The organism is Bordetella genomosp. 6 (assembly GCF_002119705.1).
GTDB classification, from domain to species: Bacteria; Pseudomonadota; Gammaproteobacteria; order Burkholderiales; family Burkholderiaceae_B; genus Bordetella; species Bordetella bronchiseptica_F.
In genome coordinates, this window is record NZ_CP021107.1 from 563,349 (window position 1) to 580,810 (window position 17,462).

At 68.1% G+C, this 17,462-nt stretch carries 15 protein-coding genes; 10 read left to right on the forward strand and 5 right to left on the reverse strand.

The genetic code is table 11. The annotated features are described in order from the left end of the window. The first annotated feature begins 22 nt into the window (after positions 1-22). Positions 23-3,628 (forward strand): indolepyruvate ferredoxin oxidoreductase family protein, encoded by a 3,606-nt coding sequence (locus tag CAL11_RS02710; protein ID WP_086092083.1) that lies wholly within the window; start codon positions 23-25, stop codon positions 3,626-3,628. Positions 3,629-3,695: 67 nt separating this feature from the next. Here the strand turns inward: CAL11_RS02710 and cheD are convergent, their stop codons facing one another. From cheD to CAL11_RS02725, 3 genes are all read right to left on the reverse strand, one after another. Then, on the reverse strand, positions 3,696-4,376 hold the full coding sequence (gene cheD, locus CAL11_RS02715; RefSeq protein WP_033461618.1) for a chemoreceptor glutamine deamidase CheD: 681 nt from the start codon (positions 4,374-4,376) through the stop codon (positions 3,696-3,698). Between the two features lie 210 nt (positions 4,377-4,586). Continuing rightward, positions 4,587-5,495 (reverse strand): cell division protein FtsX, encoded by a 909-nt coding sequence (locus CAL11_RS02720; protein WP_033454959.1) that lies wholly within the window; start codon positions 5,493-5,495, stop codon positions 4,587-4,589. Further along, the gene (locus tag CAL11_RS02725; protein ID WP_033454957.1) at positions 5,492-6,163 is read right to left on the reverse strand and encodes a cell division ATP-binding protein FtsE; all 672 of its coding nucleotides are present in this window, start codon (positions 6,161-6,163) and stop codon (positions 5,492-5,494) included. Before CAL11_RS02725 ends, CAL11_RS02720 begins: the two co-directional genes overlap by 4 nt. 331 nt (positions 6,164-6,494) lie before the next feature. Here CAL11_RS02725 and CAL11_RS02730 point away from each other — a divergent pair, with 331 nt between their 5' ends. From CAL11_RS02730 to CAL11_RS02755, 6 genes are all read left to right on the forward strand, one after another. Beyond that, positions 6,495-7,511, forward strand: a complete 1,017-nt coding sequence (locus CAL11_RS02730; RefSeq protein WP_033454956.1) for an amino acid ABC transporter substrate-binding protein — start codon at positions 6,495-6,497, stop codon at positions 7,509-7,511. Positions 7,512-7,629: 118 nt separating this feature from the next. Then, the gene (locus CAL11_RS02735) at positions 7,630-8,820 is read left to right on the forward strand and encodes an amino acid ABC transporter permease (RefSeq protein ID WP_033454954.1); all 1,191 of its coding nucleotides are present in this window, start codon (positions 7,630-7,632) and stop codon (positions 8,818-8,820) included. Between the two features lies 1 nt (position 8,821). Beyond that, entirely contained in the window at positions 8,822-9,922 is a 1,101-nt protein-coding gene (locus CAL11_RS02740) for an amino acid ABC transporter permease (protein WP_086092084.1), read from the forward strand. Positions 9,923-9,976: 54 nt separating this feature from the next. Next, positions 9,977-10,717 (forward strand): amino acid ABC transporter ATP-binding protein, encoded by a 741-nt coding sequence (locus CAL11_RS02745; RefSeq protein ID WP_003815064.1) that lies wholly within the window; start codon positions 9,977-9,979, stop codon positions 10,715-10,717. Between the two features lie 120 nt (positions 10,718-10,837). Further along, positions 10,838-11,860 carry a Bug family tripartite tricarboxylate transporter substrate binding protein gene (locus tag CAL11_RS02750; RefSeq protein WP_033454950.1) on the forward strand — a complete coding sequence of 341 codons (1,023 nt, stop codon included), beginning with the start codon at positions 10,838-10,840 and terminating at the stop codon, positions 11,858-11,860. A gap of 46 nt (positions 11,861-11,906) precedes the next feature. After that, entirely contained in the window at positions 11,907-12,326 is a 420-nt protein-coding gene (locus CAL11_RS02755) for a CopD family protein (protein ID WP_033461614.1), read from the forward strand. Between the two features lie 17 nt (positions 12,327-12,343). On the opposite strand, the gene glpK is transcribed toward CAL11_RS02755, so the two are convergent. Continuing rightward, entirely contained in the window at positions 12,344-13,870 is a 1,527-nt protein-coding gene (glpK, locus tag CAL11_RS02760) for a glycerol kinase GlpK (RefSeq protein ID WP_033461612.1), read from the reverse strand. Then, a complete protein-coding gene (locus CAL11_RS02765; RefSeq protein WP_033461609.1) occupies positions 13,857-15,314 on the reverse strand; it encodes a DHA2 family efflux MFS transporter permease subunit in 1,458 nt (485 codons plus the stop codon). Before CAL11_RS02765 ends, glpK begins: the two co-directional genes overlap by 14 nt. Before the next feature lie 97 nt (positions 15,315-15,411). Between CAL11_RS02765 and CAL11_RS02770 the strand changes: the two genes are divergently transcribed. Genes CAL11_RS02770 through panC form a run of 3 tightly spaced genes read left to right on the forward strand, consistent with a single transcriptional unit; the run spans position 15,412 to position 17,405 of the window. Continuing rightward, positions 15,412-15,600 (forward strand): DUF3460 family protein, encoded by a 189-nt coding sequence (locus CAL11_RS02770; RefSeq protein WP_003815055.1) that lies wholly within the window; start codon positions 15,412-15,414, stop codon positions 15,598-15,600. A 26-nt stretch (positions 15,601-15,626) separates the two neighbouring features. Next, positions 15,627-16,514 carry a segregation and condensation protein A gene (locus CAL11_RS02775; protein ID WP_033454944.1) on the forward strand — a complete coding sequence of 296 codons (888 nt, stop codon included), beginning with the start codon at positions 15,627-15,629 and terminating at the stop codon, positions 16,512-16,514. Positions 16,515-16,562: 48 nt separating this feature from the next. Beyond that, a complete protein-coding gene (panC, locus tag CAL11_RS02780) occupies positions 16,563-17,405 on the forward strand; it encodes a pantoate--beta-alanine ligase (protein ID WP_033454943.1) in 843 nt (280 codons plus the stop codon). Positions 17,406-17,462 lie beyond the last annotated feature (57 nt).

The following is a 17,462-nucleotide window of genomic DNA, read 5'->3' on the forward strand; positions in this document are numbered from 1 at the left end:
ACCCCTTACAAATGGAGTAGACATGAATGCCCCTCTGACGCCCGCGCAGCGCGCGGCGCTTGAGTCCGTACATCTGGACGACAAATACACCCTGACCACCGGCCGCGCCTGGATGAGCGGCATCCATGCGCTGGTGCGCCTGCCGATGATGCAGCGCGTGCGCGACGAGCGCGCCGGGCTGAACACGGCTGGCTTCGTGTCCGGCTACCGGGGTTCGCCGCTGGGCGGGGTCGACCAGAACATGTGGAAGGCCGCCAAGTACCTGAAGCAGCACCACATCGAATTCCAGCCCGGCATCAACGAGGACCTGGCCGCCACCGCCGTGTGGGGCTCGCAGCAGGTCAACCTGTTCCCGGGCGCCAAGTACGACGGCGTGTTCGGCATGTGGTACGGCAAGGGGCCGGGCGTGGACCGCTGCGGCGACGTCTTCAAGCACGCCAACGCGGCCGGCACCTCGCGCCATGGCGGCGTGCTGGTGGTGGCCGGCGACGACCACCCGGCCAAGTCCTCCACGCTGCCGCACCAGAGCGACCACATCCTCAAGGCCTGCATGATCCCGGCGCTGTTTCCCGCCAGCGTGCAGGAAGTGCTGGACTACGGCCTGCATGGCTGGGCCATGAGCCGCTATGCCGGGGTGTGGGTCGGCATGAAATGCATCACCGACATCGTCGAGGTGTCCGCCTCGGTCGAGGTCGACCCCGAGCGCACGCGCATCGTGCTGCCCGAGGATTTCCAGCTGCCGCCCGACGGGTTGAACATCCGCCTGCCGGATACGCCGCTGCAGCAGGAGGCGCGGCTGCTGGACTATAAACTGTACGCCGCGCTGGCCTACGCCCGCGCCAACCGCCTGAACCGCGAAATGTGGCAGGTGCCCAACGCGCAGGCGCGCTTCGGCATCATGACCTCTGGCAAGGCCTACCTGGATACGCGCCAGGCGCTGGCCGACCTGGGGCTGAGCGAGGAAATCTGCCGGCGCATCGGGCTGCGGCTGTTCAAGGTGGGCATGGTGTGGCCGCTGGAGGCCACCGGCATGCAGCAGTTCGCCGAGGATCTCGACGAGATCCTGGTGGTCGAGGAAAAGCGCCAGGTGCTCGAGTACCAGCTCAAGGAAGAGCTGTTCAGCTGGATCGGCACCGGCAAGAAGATCCCGCGGGTGGTGGGCAAGTTCGACGACAAGGACGGCGGCGAGTGGTCGGTGCCGCAGGGCAATTGGCTGCTGCCGGCGCACTACGAGTTCTCGCCCGCCATGGTGGCCAAGGCCATCGGCGCGCGCCTGCTGCGCTTCGAGCTGCCCGAGGACGTGCGCGCCGGCATCCAGGCGCGCCTGGATTTCATTGCCGAACGCGAGCAGGCGTTGGCCCGCCCGCGCCTGGTGGTGGACCGCAAGCCGTGGTTCTGTTCGGGCTGTCCGCACAATACCTCCACCCGCGTGCCCGAGGGCTCGCGCGGCATGGCCGGCATCGGCTGTCACTACATGGTGACCTGGATGGGCCGCAACACCCAGGTGTTCACCCAGATGGGCGGCGAGGGCGTGCCCTGGGTGGGCCAGGCGCCGTTCACCGAGGAAAAGCACGTATTCGCCAACCTGGGCGACGGCACCTATTACCACTCGGGCCTGCTGGCGATCCGCGCCGCCGTGGCGGCCAAGGTGCCCATCACCTACAAGATCCTGTTCAATGACGCCGTCGCCATGACCGGCGGCCAGCCGGTCGACGGTCCGATCAGCGTGCCCATGATCACGCGCCAGATGGCCGCCGAAGGGATCGAGAAGATCGTCGTCGTCACCGACGAACCGGAGAAGTACCGCCACGTCACCGATCTGGCGCCGGGGGTGCCGGTCAGGCACCGCGATGAACTGGACGCGGTCATGAAGGAACTGCGCGCCTATCCCGGCGTGTCGGTGCTGGTCTACGACCAGACCTGCGCCACCGAGAAACGCCGCCGCCGCAAGCGCAACGCCTATCCGGACCCGGCGCTGCGCGTGGTCATCAACGAGCGCGTCTGCGAGGGCTGCGGCGATTGTTCCGAGAAGTCGCACTGCCTGTCGGTCGAGCCGCTGGAAACCGAGTTCGGACGCAAGCGCACCATCAACCAGTCCAGCTGCAACAAGGACTATTCCTGCCTGAAGGGCTTCTGCCCCAGTTTCGTCACGGTCGAGGGCGGACGCCTGCGCAAGCCGCGCGCGCTGGCGCAGCGCGACGCCATCGACCAGGGCCTGCCGGCGCCGCGCGCCGACGGGCTGGCCGGCCACTACGGCGTGTTCATCGCCGGCGTGGGCGGCACCGGCGTGGTCACCATCGGCCAGTTGCTGGGCATGGCTGCGCACCTGGAAGGCAAGGGCTGTTCGGTGCTGGACATGGCGGGCCTGGCCCAGAAAGGGGGCGCGGTGTATTCGCACGTCGTGCTGGCCCCCACGCCGGGCGAGCTGCTCAATACGCGCGTGGCCATGGGCGAAGCCGACCTGGTGCTGGCCGGCGACCTGGTCGTGGGCACCAGCCCCGAGGCCATCGCCCGCATGCGCCCGGGCCGCACGCATACGCTGCTCAACAGCGACGTGGCGCCCACGGCCGCCTTCGTCCACGACCCGGACTGGACCCTGCCAGGCTCCAACCTGCAGGCCGACCTGGCCAAGGCGTGCGGGGCGGGCAACGTGGCCACCATCGACGCCGCCGAACTGGCGGTGGGCCTGCTGGGCGACGCGATCTACGCCAACCCGCTGATGATGGGCTATGCCTACCAGAAGGGCTGGCTGCCGCTGGGCGAGGCCGCCATGCAGCGCGCCATCGAACTCAACGGCCAGCAGGTCGAGAACAACCTGGCCGCGTTCGCCTGGGGGCGGCGCGCCGCCCACGACCTGGCGCAGGTGCAGGCGCTGATCGGCAAGGGCCAGGCGGCAAGCGATGAAGGCATCGTCGAAGTCAAGCGCGGACAGGGCGCCGTGGTGGACTTCAAGCGTCCGGCCGGCGAGCTGGGCGAGCTGGCGCGGATCCGCCGCGAGTTCCTGGCGCAGTACCAGAACGAAGCCTATGCTCGGCGCTACCAGGACCTGGTAGACCAGGTGGCCGCGGCCGAGCAGGCCGCCACCGGCACCACGCGGCTGGCCGAGGCGGTGGCGCGCTATTACTTCAAGCTGATGGCGTACAAGGACGAGTACGAAGTGGCGCGCCTGTACTCGGACGGCGAGTTCCTCAAGCGCATCGACGCGCAGTTCGAAGGCGACTGGAAACTGAACTTCCACCTCGCGCCGCCGCTGTTCTCCAAGCGCGACAGCGAAGGGCATCTGGTCAAGCGCCGCTATGGCCCGGCCACGCTGCGCCTGTTCGGCGTGCTGGCGCGCCTGCGCTTCCTGAGGGGGACGGCATTCGATGTGTTCGGGCATACGGCCGAGCGGCGCGCCGAGCGCGCGCTGATCGAGCAATACCGCGAGCAGCTGGGCGCCATCCTGCCCAAGCTGAACCGCGGCAACCTGGAGCACGCCGTCGCGCTGGCCAGCCTGCCCGAGGAAATCCGCGGCTATGGCCACATCAAGGAGGCGGCCATGGCGCGCGCCGACGTGCGCCGCGCCGAACTGATGCGCGAATTCAGCGCCTCGGTGGTGCCGATCGGCGGCGGGGTGCGCGCCGCCTGACCGTGGCCAGCGCGGGGCTGGCAAGGGTGCCTGTCCCCGCCGGGACAGGCACCCTCATGCGGGGGCGCTACGCGCCCACCGGATCGCGGCGCCTGGGCGTGTCGAAGCGCTCGACGCGCATGCCGCCGGGACGTGTAAAGCGCTCCACGCGCGGGGCGGCGCGGGTTTCGGCCTGGACGGTCCGGGCGGCCGCGGCTTCGCGCTGGGCGATCAACGCCTCGGCCTTCTGGTGGTGCGGCGCCATCTTGCGCACCATGACGCGGCCGTCGCGGGGGAAGTAATTGATGCGCCGGGCGTGGACGTCGCCCAGGTCCTGGGCGCGCACCGGGATGCCCTCGGTCTTGAGGTAGTTCAGCACGAACTGGCCGTTGCGCTCGCCGATATTCATCAGCTGCATGGCGCTGAGCACCGCGCCGCCGCCGAACACCTTGGCTTCGAGGCGCTCGCGGACCGCGCCGGCCTTGAGCAGTTCGTTGATCAGCACTTCCATGGCAAAGGCGCCATAGCGCATGGTGGCCGAGGCCGGCGAGTGGATGTCGCCTTCGGGCAGCATGAAGTGGTTCATGCCGCCCACGCCGATCACCGGATCGTGGATACAGGCCGCCACGCAGGAACCCAGCACGGTCGACAGCATGACGTCCTCGCCGTTCGTGACGTAATACTCGTTCGGCAGGATTTTGACGGCCGGACTGTCGAACGCGCTATCGAAATAGCGGCGCGTGGCGCGGGCATCAAGTCGGGCAGGCATGGTAGGGCAGGGGCTCGGCCGGCGGGCACGAAGCCGGGCGCGCCGAAGTTTTATTCAAATTGTGATTATTCCTTGCAAAAAATCGACATACAAGTGAATTTTTTGCGTTCGCGCGGATGGGGGTGTCCCTTTTTAGGCGCGAGCCCGGTTTCCCGGGCAAGTCTGGACTTTACCCGGGAATGCGCAGCCGCTTTCGGCGGAACAAGGGGCTTAAAAGCGCGTACTGCGGGTCACTGACCAGCGCGCCGACAGCGCGCCCAGCACGCCGGCGGCGATGACGGCCGCGGCCAGCACGGGCAGGCCGGGCAGGTGCAGGGCGAATTCGGCGCCGTAGCTGCGCGCCAGCCCCAGCAGCGCGTCGTTGAGCGGGGTCAGCGCCAGGGCCGCCGCGCCGATGGCGATCAGGGCCGATACGGCGCCGGTCAGGGCGCCCTGGTACAGGAACGGGCGGCGCACGAAGGATTCGGTCGCTCCCACCAGGCGCGCCACGGCGATTTCCTCGCGCTGGGTCATGGCCTGCATGCGCACGGTATTGAACACGGTGGCCAGCACCACCACCGCCACGCACGCCGCCAGGAACGCCAGCCCGATGCGGGCAAAGCGCAGCAGCGCCTCCAGGCGCTGCACCCAGGCGCTGTCCAGCTGCACCTGGTCCACGCCGTCCCATTTGCCCCAATCCTGCGCCAGCGCGCCGGCGCGCCCGGCCAGGTTCTCGCCGTCGGCGAGGGTCACCACCACCGCGTCGGGCAGCGGATTGCCGGGCAGCACGGCCAGGGCCTGCTCCCAGGCCGGGTTGTCGCGCAGCGCCGCCAGCGCCTGGTCGCGCGGCACCACCCGCACCGCGGCGATCTGGCTGGCGTAGTCGCGGCCGATGCGCTCGGCCACCGCGCCGGCCGCCGCGGCGGGGGCCTGGGTCTGCATGAATACGGTCAGCTCGGGGGTGACCGAGACCTGGCGCGCCAGGGGCTGGACCGAAACCAGGATGGCGCTGCCCAGCAGCGGCAGGGCCAGCGCCAGCGCCATGACCAGCAGGTTGGCCAGCGACGAGAACGGCTGGGCCGCCAGCCGGCGCAGGGTGATCGCCAGCGCGTAGCGGTGTTGTCGCAGCCAGGCCTTCATGCTTGGCCTCCGTGCGTGTCGTGGAAGCGCCCGTGTTCGATGCTGAGCGTGCGCGTGGCGTAGCGGGCCATCAGGTCCTGGTCGTGCGAGGCGATCAGCGTGGTGACGCCGACGCGGTTGAAGTCGCGGAACACATTCATGATGCGCTGCGCGTTGTCATGGTCGAGGTTGGCGGTCGGTTCGTCGGCAATCAGGATGGCCGGCCGGTTGACGATGGCGCGGGCGATCGCCAGGCGCTGCTGTTCGCCGCCCGACAGTTCGATCGGGTTGAGATCTTCCTTGCCGGCCAGGCCGACCTTGTCCAGGGCGGCCCGGGCGCGCGCGGCGGCCGAATCGGGCGCCTGGCCGGTCACCGCCAGGGGCAGCATGACGTTCTGGAAGGCGCTGCGGTCATACAGCAGGTGCGTGTCCTGCAGGATCACCCCCACGGCGCGCCGCAGATACGGCCGGGCCCGGCCGGGCAGTTTGTCCAGCCGCTGGTTGTTGACCTGGATGGATCCGCGGCTCGGCGGCTCCAGGCCGCCGATCAGCTTGAGCAGTGTCGACTTGCCGGCGCCCGACGGCCCGGACACGAAGACGAACTCTCCAGCGCTGATGCGAAAGTTGATGTCGGCCAGGATATTTCGGCCGCGCCCGTAAGATTTGAAGACGTGCTGGAATTCAATCATGGCGAGGTATGGGAAGAAGTCGCAATAGTAACCCCGCGCGCCCGCCCGGCGATGACAATTCGCGACAGGCGGCCGGCCTGCCGGCGCGCCGGCCCGACCGCCGGCGCCCGTGCCGTCCTGCAAGATAGCCGCCGCAAATGGCGCGCCGCCGCATGGACGCCTACCCATGCGCACGGGACGCGCATCTCAAACAGATGTCCCCGTTTTCGTGAATTACCCTAAAAGGGATTTCCCCCATGTCCCCAAATTAATCCGAACGCTACCATCCGCCCAAGCGCGTTGGTCTACGAGGCCTCGCGTATTCGATGTTGTCCTAACAGGAGATCAACACATGAAGATGCTCAAGCTGGCCGCTGCCGGCGCGGCCCTGTTTGCCGCGGGGTCGGTCGCGCACGCAGGCGCCACGTTCGACAACGTGAAGAAGAAGGGCTTTGTGCAATGCGGCGTATCGACCGGGATCCCGGGTTTCTCGATCGCCGACAGCAAGGGTGAATGGAAAGGGCTGGACGTGGACATGTGCCGCGCCATCGCCGCCACCATGTTCGGCGATGCGTCGAAGTTCAAGGTCACGCCGCTCAATACGCAGCAACGCTTCACCGCGCTGCAGTCCGGCGAGGTCGACGTGCTGACCCGCAACACCACCGTCACGCTGACGCGCGACACGACGCTGGGCCTGATCGGGGTGGGCGTCAACTACTATGACAGCCAGGGCGTCATGGTGTCCAAGGAACTGGGCGTCAAGAGCGCCAAGGAGCTCAACGGCGCCACCGTCTGCGTGCAGCCCGGCACGACCACCGAGCTGAACCTGGCCGACTGGTTCCGCGGCAACAAGATCGAGTTCAAGCCTGTCGTGATCGACAAGTACGACGAGATCGTGCGCGCTTTCTCGGCGGGCCGTTGCGACGCCTTCACGACCGACAAGTCGCAGCTGGCCTCGACGCGCACCACGCTCGAAAAGCCCGATAACTACATCATCCTGCCGGAGGATTTCTCGAAAGAGCCGCTCGGGCCGATGGTGCGCCAGGGCGACGAGCAGTGGTTCAACGTCGTGCGCTGGTCGCTCAACGCCATGCTGGAGGCCGAGGAATACGGCATCACGTCCAAGAACGTCGACGAAATGGCCAAGAGCTCCAACCCCAACATCCAGCGCATTCTCGGCGTGACGCCGGGCATGGGCAAGAACCTGGGCGTGGACGACAAGTGGGCCTTCAACATCATCAAGCAGGTCGGCAACTATGGCGAGAGCTTCGAGGCCACGCTCGGCAAGAGCAGCGCCATGAAGCTGGAACGTGGACTGAATGCCTCGTACAAGCAGGGTGGCCTGATGTACGGCTGGCCGGTGCGCTGATCCGCTCCTGAGGCGGGCCAGGGGGCCATGGGGCCGCCCTGGCCCGGTCCATGCGAGCGGGCGCAAGGCAGGCCGGCGCGTCCGCGCCGGCCGAACGTCCGACTCTGTAGATTGATTTATGACGACTACCAATCGAAACGCCCCGATTCCGGCACCGCGACGTCGTCTCAACTGGAATGATCCCGGCGTGCGCGCCGTGGTCTACCAGATCGTCGCGCTGGTCGTGGTTGCGCTGGTGGCGTGGTTTCTGGTTTCCAATACGCTGCACAACCTGTCGGTGCGCAATATCGCCACGGGTTTCGGATTCCTCGACCGCGAGGCCGGTTTCGCGATAGGCGAGACGCCCATCGCCTATTCCCCTTCAGACACGTATGGCCGCGCAATCCTGGTCGGCGTGCTCAATACGCTGCGCGTCGCCGTCATCGGCATCGTGCTCGCCACCCTGCTGGGTACCCTCATCGGCATCGGCCGGCTGTCCAAGAACTGGCTGGTCGCGCGCCTGACCTCGATCTATGTCGAAGTCATGCGCAACGTGCCGCTGCTGCTGCAACTGTTCTTCTGGTACGCGCTGATCACCGAGAACATGCCGGGGCCGCGCCAGGCGCACAACCCCTTGCCGGGCGTGTTCATCTCCAATCGCGGCGTGCGCGTACCCAGCCTGGAAGGCAACGCGCTGGACTGGATGCTGGGCGGGCTGGCGCTGGCCATCGTGGCCATCATCGTGCTGGGCCACTGGAGCCGCAAGCGCCAGGAAGCCACCGGCCGGATATTCCCGCTGGGCCGCGCGGCCATTGCCCTGCTGATCGGGCTGCCCATCGTGGGCTGGCTGGCCAGCGGCGCCTCGCTGGCGCTGGACATGCCGGCGCTCAAGGGCTTCAACTTCCAGGGCGGCCTGAACATGTCGCCCGAGTTCGCGGCGCTGCTGGCCGGGCTGGTGATCTACACCTCGGCCTTCGTCGCCGAAGTGGTGCGCTCGGGCATCCAGGCGGTCAACCAGGGGCAATGGGAGGCCGCCGGGTCGCTGGGACTGCGCCGCGCCCAGGTGCTGCGCCTGGTGGTGCTGCCGCAGGCGCTGCGCGTCATCATCCCGCCGATGACCAGCCAGTACCTCAACCTGACCAAGAATAGTTCGCTGGCGGTGGCCATCGGCTACCCGGATATCGTCTCGGTGGTCAACACCACGCTCAACCAGACCGGCCAGGCCATCGAGGGCATCCTGATCATCATGGGGGCCTACCTCACGGTCAGCCTGACGATCTCGATATTCATGAACTGGTACAACAAGCGCATCGCGCTGGTGGAGCGTTGACATGAGCAGTACTACGCATACCCCCGGCGAGGCGCTGCCTCCCCCGTCCGGCCAGACCGGCGTCTGGCATTGGCTGCGTACCCGCCTGTTCTCCTCGCCGCTGAGCATCCTGGCCACCGTGCTGCTGGCATGGCTGGTGCTGATGGCCGTGCCGGCGCTGGTCGAATGGGCGCTGATCGGCGCCAATTTCACCGCCACCTCGGCGCAGGAATGCCGCCAGTCGAGCGGGGCCTGCTGGGCCTTCATCGTCGAGAAGCACCGGCTGATCCTGTTCGGCACCTATCCGTACGACGAGCAGTGGCGGCCGCTGCTGGCCACCGTCATCCTGATCGCCGTGATCGTGTGCAGCGGCATCCGCCGATTCTGGAAGCCCAGCCTGGCGCTGGTCTGGATCGTCGGCCTGAGCGCGGTCGCGGTGCTGATGTGGGGCGGCGTGCTGGGCCTGACCTACGTCGAGAACGCGCGCTGGGGCGGTTTGCCGCTGACCCTGATCCTGGCCACCTTCGGCATCGCCCTGGCGTTTCCGTTCGGCGTGCTGCTGGCCCTGGGCCGGCGCTCGCGCATGCCGGCCATCAAGGCGCTGTGCGTCGTGTACATCGAGCTGATCCGCGGCGTGCCGCTGATCAGCCTGCTGTTCATGTCGTCGGTGATGCTGCCGCTGTTCCTGCCCGAGGGCTTCTCCATCGACAAGCTGCTGCGGGCGCAGATCGCCATCATCATGTTCGCGGCGGCCTATATCGCCGAGACCGTGCGCGGCGGCCTGCAGGCCATTCCCAAGGGGCAGTACGAAGGGGCGGACTCGCTGGGGCTGACCTACTGGCAGCAGATGCGCAAGGTGATCCTGCCGCAGGCGCTGAAGATCGTCATCCCGCCGCTGGTCAGCATCTTCATTGCGTTGTTCAAGGATACGTCGCTGGTCGTGATCATCGGCATCTTCGACCTGACGCTGGCCGCCAAGGCCGCGCTGTCGGATGCCGCGTGGCGCGGCTTCGGGGTCGAGGCCTATGTGTTCATCGCCCTGATCTACTTCGTGTTCTGCTTCTCGATGTCCAAGTACAGCCAGGCGCTGGAGCACCGCCTGGCGACCGGCCATCAACGCTAGCAACTTGCCGGCGCCCCGAAGCACGGGCGCCGGCGCCATTGAGGGAGTACATCCGTGACGGATGCCATCATTCGCATGCAGGACGTGAACAAGTGGTACGGCCAGTTCCACGTGCTGCGCAATATCAACCTGGACGTCGCGCCGGGTGAACGCATCGTGGTATGCGGCCCGTCGGGTTCGGGCAAGTCCACCATGATCCGCTGCATCAACCGGCTGGAAGAGCATCAGCAGGGCCACATCATCGTCGACGGCACCGAGCTCACCAACGATCTCAAGCACATCGAGGCGATCCGCCGCGATGTCGGCATGGTGTTCCAGCACTTCAACCTGTTCCCGCACCTGACCGTGCTGGAGAACCTGACGCTGGGCCCGACCTGGGTGCTGAAGAAATCGCGCGCCGAGGCCGAGGCCACCGCCATGAAGTACCTGGAGCGGGTGCGCATCCCGGAGCAGGCCACCAAGTATCCGGGGCAACTGTCGGGCGGCCAGCAGCAGCGGGTGGCCATCGCGCGCTCGCTGTGCATGAACCCCAAGATCATGCTGTTCGACGAGCCGACTTCGGCGCTGGACCCCGAGATGGTCAAGGAAGTGCTGGACGTGATGGTGCGGCTGGCCCAGGAAAGCGGCATGACCATGCTGTGCGTCACGCACGAGATGGGTTTTGCCCGCAAGGTGGCCAACCGCGTGATCTTCATGGACCGTGGCGAGATCATCGAGCAGAACACGCCCGACGAGTTCTTCGACAATCCGCAGAACGAACGCACCAAGCTGTTCCTGAGCCAGATCCTGCACTGAGGCGACGGACCAAAGCGGCGGAAAACGGCGCGGGCGCCGGGCTTTCCGCCGGATCGCCCGGCGGGGCACTGGAGTATGCTACGGGCCGCACAGACGCCAAAAAGCACAGGAGACCCGCTTATGTCCCGCTCCCATTCGTTCGTTTCCGCCACGCGCCGCGCCCTGCTGGGCGGGGCCCTGGCCGTGGCGGCAGGCCTGTCGTGGACGGTTCCGGCCGTTGCGCAGGGCGACGCATTCCCCACCAAGCCGCTGCGCTTCGTGGTGCCTTACCCGCCCGGCGGCCCGCTCGATTCCATGGCCCGCCTGCTGGCCGAGAAAGTGCGCGAATCCCTGGGCCAGCCCATCATCGTCGAAAACCGCTCGGGCGCGGGCGGCAACATCGGCGCCGACCTGGTGGCCAAGGCCGCGCCGGACGGCTATACGCTGGTGATGGGCGCGGTCGCCACGCATGCCATCAACCCGTGGCTGTTCGCCAACCTGCCCTATGATCCGGTCAAGGACTTCGCCCCGGTCACCATCGTGGCCTCGGTGCCCAACGTGCTGGTCATGAACCTCGAGTTCGCCGAGAAGAACAACATCCAGAACCTGGGCGACCTGCTGGCCTATGCCAAGAAGAACCCCGGCCGCCTGAACTACGGCTCGGGCGGCAACGGCAGCGCCGGCCACTTGTCCGGCGAGCTGCTCAAGGCGCGCGCTGGCATCGCCGCCGAGCACATCCCCTACCAGGGCGCCGCGCCGGCCCAGCTGGCCCTGCTGTCGGGCCAGTCGGACTTCATGTTCGACAACCTGGCCGCCGCCGCGCCCCTGATCAAGGACGGCAAGGTCAAGGCGCTGGCCGTGACCACCGCCAAGCGCTCCTCGCTGCTGGCCGACGTGCCCACCGTGGAGGAGGCCGGCGTCAAGGGCTTTGACCTGGGCACCTGGTTCGGCGTGTTCACCACCGGCGGCACGCCCGCCGACGTGGTGGCCAGGCTGAACAAGGCCTATGCCGACGCCATGCGCCTACCCGACGTGCGCCAGCGCCTGCTGACCATGGGGTCGGAGGCCGAGCCCATGACGGCCGACGCCTTCGCCGCATTCGTGAAGCAGGAAATGGCCAAATACCAGGAAATCGTCAAGATCTCGGGCGCCAGCCTGAACTGATGCCGCAAGGCCGGCCGGGCGCCCGCGGGCCCCGGCCGTCGTACCCATGTTGTATTCCTGGATCAAGATCTTGCACGTGGTGGCCGTGGCCGGCTGGACGCTGGGGCTGCTGGTGCTCAGTTCGGTCACCGCGTTTCCGGTCCGCCCGGGCCAGGCGCCCGGCCGTTTCGCGCAGGGCCTGGCGCGCTGCAACCGGTGGCTGATTGCTCCCGCCATGGCGGTGGGGGTGGGGTGCGGCTTTTATCTGGCTTCGATGGCCGGGTGGTTCGGACAGCCGTGGCTGGGCGTCAAGCTGGCCCTGGTGGGCTTGCTGGCCGTGCTGCATGGAGCGCAAAGCCTGGTGCTGCGCCGCCAGCTGGCCAGCCCCGCCGCCGGCGCGCCGGCGTGGCTGGCGGCGGGCGGCGCGGTGGTGTTCTTCGCCAGCGCCGCGATCGTGCTGCTGGCCGTGGTCAAGCCGTCTTTCTGAGGCGCCGGCGCCGCGCTTCAGGCGCGGCTGGCGGCGGGGCGCGACCAGCCCTTCGACAGCTCCACCGCCTGGCGCCAGCGTTGCATGCGGGCTTCACGCACATCGGCCGGCCAGGCCGGCTCGAAGGTGCGCTCGGCCTGCCATTGGGCGCCGAACTCGTCCAGGTCCGACCAGAACCCGACCGCCAGGCCCGCCAGGCCGGCCGCGCCCAGCGCGGTGGATTCGGGCACGCGCGGGCGCACCACCGGCACGCCCAGCAGGTCGGCCTGCATCTGCATCAGCAGGTCGTTGCGCGCCGCGCCGCCGTCGACGCGCAGCTCCGACAGCGGGATGCCGCTGTCGGCGTTCATGCACGACAGCAGTTCGGCGCTTTGCAGCGCGATCGATTCGAGCGTGGCGCGCGCGATGTGGGCGCGCGTGGTGCCGCGCGTCATGCCCACCAGCGTGCCGCGCGCGTAGGGATCCCAGTGCGGCGCGCCCAGGCCGGCGAAGGCCGGCACCATGAATACGTCGTCGGTATCGGCCACGCTGCCCGCCAGGGCCTCGATGTCGGCCGAGCGCTGGATGATGCCCAGGCCGTCGCGCAGCCATTGCACCGCCGCGCCGGCCATGAACACGCCGCCTTCCACCATGTAGGTGACGTGGCTGGCGTTGCCCGCCGGCAGGCTCCAGCCCACGGTGGACAGCAGGTTGTGGCGCGAGGCCACCGGCGCGTCGCCCACGTTCATCAGCATGAAGCAGCCGGTGCCGTAGGTGTTCTTGGCCATGCCAGGCATGAAGCAGGCCTGGCCGAACGTGGCGGCCTGCTGGTCGCCGGCCACGCCGGCGATGGGTATCGAGCCGCCCAGCCACTCGGGCAGGGTTTCGCCGACGCGCGCGCTGCTGGGGGCGATGCGCGGCAATATGCCGCGCGGAATGTTCAAAAGGGCCAGGATGTCATCGGACCAGTCCTGGGTATGCAGGTCGAACAGCATGGTGCGCGAGGCGTTGCTCGGGTCGGTGCTGTGCACGGCGCCGCCGGTCAGCTGCCAGACCAGCCAGGTGTCCATCGTGCCGAAGGCCAGTTCGCCGCGCTCGGCCATCTTGCGCGCGCCCGGCACATGATCGAGCAGCCAGGCCAGCTTGGTGCCGGAAAAGTACGCGTCGACGACCAGGCCGGTGCGCTCCTGCAGCATCCGGCCGTGGCCGTCATGCAGCAGCTTTTCGCACATTGCCGCGGTGCGGCGATCCTGCCAGACGATGGCGCGGGCCAGCGGGCGGCCGGTGGCCCGCTCCCAGATCAGGGTGGTCTCGCGCTGGTTGGTGATGCCCAGCGCGGCGAGGTCGGCGGCGCTGGCGCCGGCGTTGCGCAGCGCCTCGCGCGCGACCTCGAGCTGGCTTTGCCAGATTTCGCCGGCGTCGTGCTCGACCCAGCCCGGCCGCGGGTAGTGCTGGCGGAATTCGCGCTGCCCCATGCCGCGCACGGTGCCGGCGCGGTCGAACACGATGGCGCGGGAGCTGGTCGTGCCCTGGTCCAGCGCCAGGATGAATTCATTTGCCGTCACGGGGAGCCTTGACGTTCTGAAGTTGGGCGCCGGCCGAGGGCGCCAGGCGGCGGAACGACAGCACCGAAAGCATGCACAGCGCGCCGACCACCATGAAGCCGACCACCACGTCGCCGATCGCCAGCGAGGCGGCGCCGCGCGCCGCCATGCTGACGTTGAGCGTGACGGCCGCCACGCCGACCCCCAGGCTGATGCCGAGCTGCTGCGCCATGGCGGCGAAGCTGCTGGCGCGGCTCATGCGTTCGGGGCCGATATCGGCATAGGTTAGCGTATTTACCGCCGTGAATTGCAGCGAGCGGAAGAAACCGCCGGCCAGCAGCACGGCGATCATCACCCAGGCCGGCGTCACGGGGGTGAAGGCGGCGCAGGCGACGATGAACAGGCCGGTGAGGATGGCGTTGATCGTCAGGACGCGGCGAAACCCGTAGCGGGTGACGATGGGCGTGGCCACGAATTTCATCAGCAGCGCGCCGGCGGCGCTGGCGAAGGTGATCATGCCGGCGGCGAACGGCGACAGGCCGAAGCCGACCTGCAGCAGCATGGCCAGCAGGAAAGGCACGGCGCCCACCGCGAAGCGGCACAGGTTGCCGCCCAGCACCGAAATGGCGAAGGTTGGCGTGCGCAGCAGCGACAGGTCCAGGATGGGGTGTTCGACGCGCCGCGAATGCCATACGTACAGCACGCCGCACAACAGGCCGGCGGCGATCAGCGCGCCCAGCTCCAGCGGCGGCAGCAGCCCGTGGCCCAGCGCCTCGAAGGCGCTGACCAGCGCCGCCAGGCAGATGGCGCTCAGCAGGAAGCCGGGCAGGTCCAGGCGGGGGGCGTTCTCCTCGCGGATTTCGCTGACGAAGCGCAGCACCAGCGCGATGCCCAGTATGCCGATCGGGATATTGATCAGGAAAATCCAGTGCCACGACATGTACGTGACCATGAAACCGCCGACCGGCGGGCCGATCACCGGGCCGAGCAGCGCCGGGATGGACAGGAACGACATGGCCTTGAGCAAGTCCTGCTTGGGCACGGTGCGCAGCAGGATGATGCGGCCCACCGGCACCATCATCGCGCCGGCCATGCCCTGGACGATGCGCGCGACCACCAGCTGGCCCAGGTTCTGCGACAGCGCGCAACCCACCGAGCTGAGGGTGAACAGGGCGATGGCGGCGATGAGGACGCGGCGCGCGCCGAATCGGTCGGCGGCCCAGCCGCTGATGGGCACGAACACGGCCACCGCCAGCAGGTACGACGTGATCGCCACGTTCAGGCGCACCGGCGTGGACCCCAGCGCCGCGGCCATGGCCGGCAGGGCGGTGGCCACCACCGTGGAGTCCAGCATCTGCATGAACAGCGCGCATCCCACGATGAAGGGAATCATGCGGGCGGCGCGGGCGGTATCCGGGTCGGCGAGAGGAGGGGGCGCGGCGGCTGTGGCGGGGTCTGCGGACATGTCTGGGGGACGCAAGGGGCGTCAATCGATTGTAACGCCGGCCCGGGGCCCGCCTGAAGTAAACTCCCCCTATCTGAAACCTGCTGAAGCTGTTGTCATGGCCAAAAACTACGAATCCGAGATCACCCGCTTCCTCAAGGAATACAAGACCGCGCATCCGGACACCGAGCAGCGCCAGCGCGAAGGCCGCGCCCGCCTGTGGGACAAGGCGCAGAACACCGAGCTGCTCGAAGGCTTTCGCGCCGCCCGCGTGCCGCAGAAGCCCTATGTGTATCAGGCCGACTGATACCCACGGGCCCGTGCGCGGCGCATATGGCACATAACGCCTCGATTTCCGGCGACGACCTGGCGGCGCTCGTGGAGCCACAGGTGGACAGCACGCCCGACGTGGTCGACAGCGTGGCGTTCGCGCGCCTGTACGGCGAGCCGCTGTTCCAGCTGCCCACCGACCTCTACATTCCGCCCGACGCGCTGGAAGTGTTCCTGGAGGCGTTCGAGGGGCCGCTGGACCTGCTGCTCTACCTGATCCGCAAGCAGAACTTCAACGTGCTCGACATCCCGATGGCCGATGTCACGCGGCAATACCTGTCGTATGTCGAGCAGATCCGCGTCCACAACCTCGAACTGGCGGCCGAGTACCTGCTGATGGCCGCGATGCTGATCGAGATCAAGTCGCGCATGCTGCTGCCGGTCAAGAAATCGGACACCGGCGAAGAACCCGAGGACCCGCGCGCCGAACTGGTGCGGCGCCTGCTCGAGTACGAGCAGATGAAGCTGGCGGCGCAGAAGCTGGACGCGCTGCCCCAGCTGGGGCGCGATTTCGTGCGCAGCCAGGCGGTGGCCGAGATCAGCGTCGAGCGCATGCTGCCCGACGTCAGCGTCGACGACCTGCGCGCCGCGTGGGTCGACATCATGAAGCGGGCGCGCCTGAACCAGCACCACCACATCACGCGCGAGCAGCTGTCGGTGCGCGACCACATGACCCACATCCTGAGGCGCCTGAACGACGTGCGCTTCATGGAGTTCGGCGAGCTGTTCCTCGAACGCATCAACGAGGGCGCCCCGGTGGCCGTGGTGGTCGTGCACTTCATCGCCATGCTCGAACTGGCCCGCGAATCCCTGCTCGACATCACCCAGGCCGAGCCCTACGCGCCCATCTACGTGCGCCTGGCCTACGCCAGCGTGGCCGCCGCCGCGTAAGGCGGCCGGCCACCTCCCATTCCGACCCGGCCCTTCCGGAGAATCCCCTTGAAAGTCGTACACACCATCCAGGACCTGCGGGACCAGCTGCGCGGCCAGAACCGCGTGGCGTTCGTGCCCACCATGGGCAACCTGCACGAGGGACACCTGGCGCTCATGAAGCTGGCGCGCCAGCATGGCGACCCGGTGGTGACCAGTATTTTCGTCAACCGGCTGCAGTTCGGCCCGAACGAGGATTTCGACCGCTATCCCCGCACGTTGCCCGACGATGTCGCGAAAATGGAGCGCGACCGCGACGTCTACCTGGTGTTCGCGCCCGACGAGCGCGAGATGTACCCGGAGCCGCAGAACTACCGCGTGCTGCCGCCCGACGACCTGGGCGACATCCTGGAAGGCGAGTTCCGCCCGGGCTTTTTCACGGGCGTGTGCACCGTGGTGATGAAGCTGCTGGCCTGTGTGCAGCCGCGCGTGGCGGTGTTCGGCAAGAAGGACTACCAGCAGCTGATGGTGGTGCGCAACATGTGCCGGCAATTGCAGTTGCCAGTGGAAATCCTGGCCCACGAGACCGTGCGCGCCGATGACGGCCTGGCGCTGTCCTCGCGCAACCGCTACCTGTCGGAGGCCGAGCGCGCCGAGGCGCCGGTGCTGTACGAGACGCTGCGCGGCATCGCGCAGCGCCGCGCCGGCGGCGAGCAGGACCCGGCCGCGCTCGAACGGGTGGCCGCGCAGGCCTTGGCCGAGCGCGGCTGGAAGGTCGACTACGTGGCGGTGCGCCGCCAGCGCGACCTGAAGGCTCCCGACGTGGCCGAGATGAGCGCCGGCGAGCCGCTGGTGGCGCTGGCCGCCGCGAAGCTGGGCGCCACGCGGCTGATCGACAACCTGGAGTTCTGAGCCGCCGCCGCGGCCGATCCTGTCAAATTTCACAGCTTATCGGCACAGGCCGGGCAT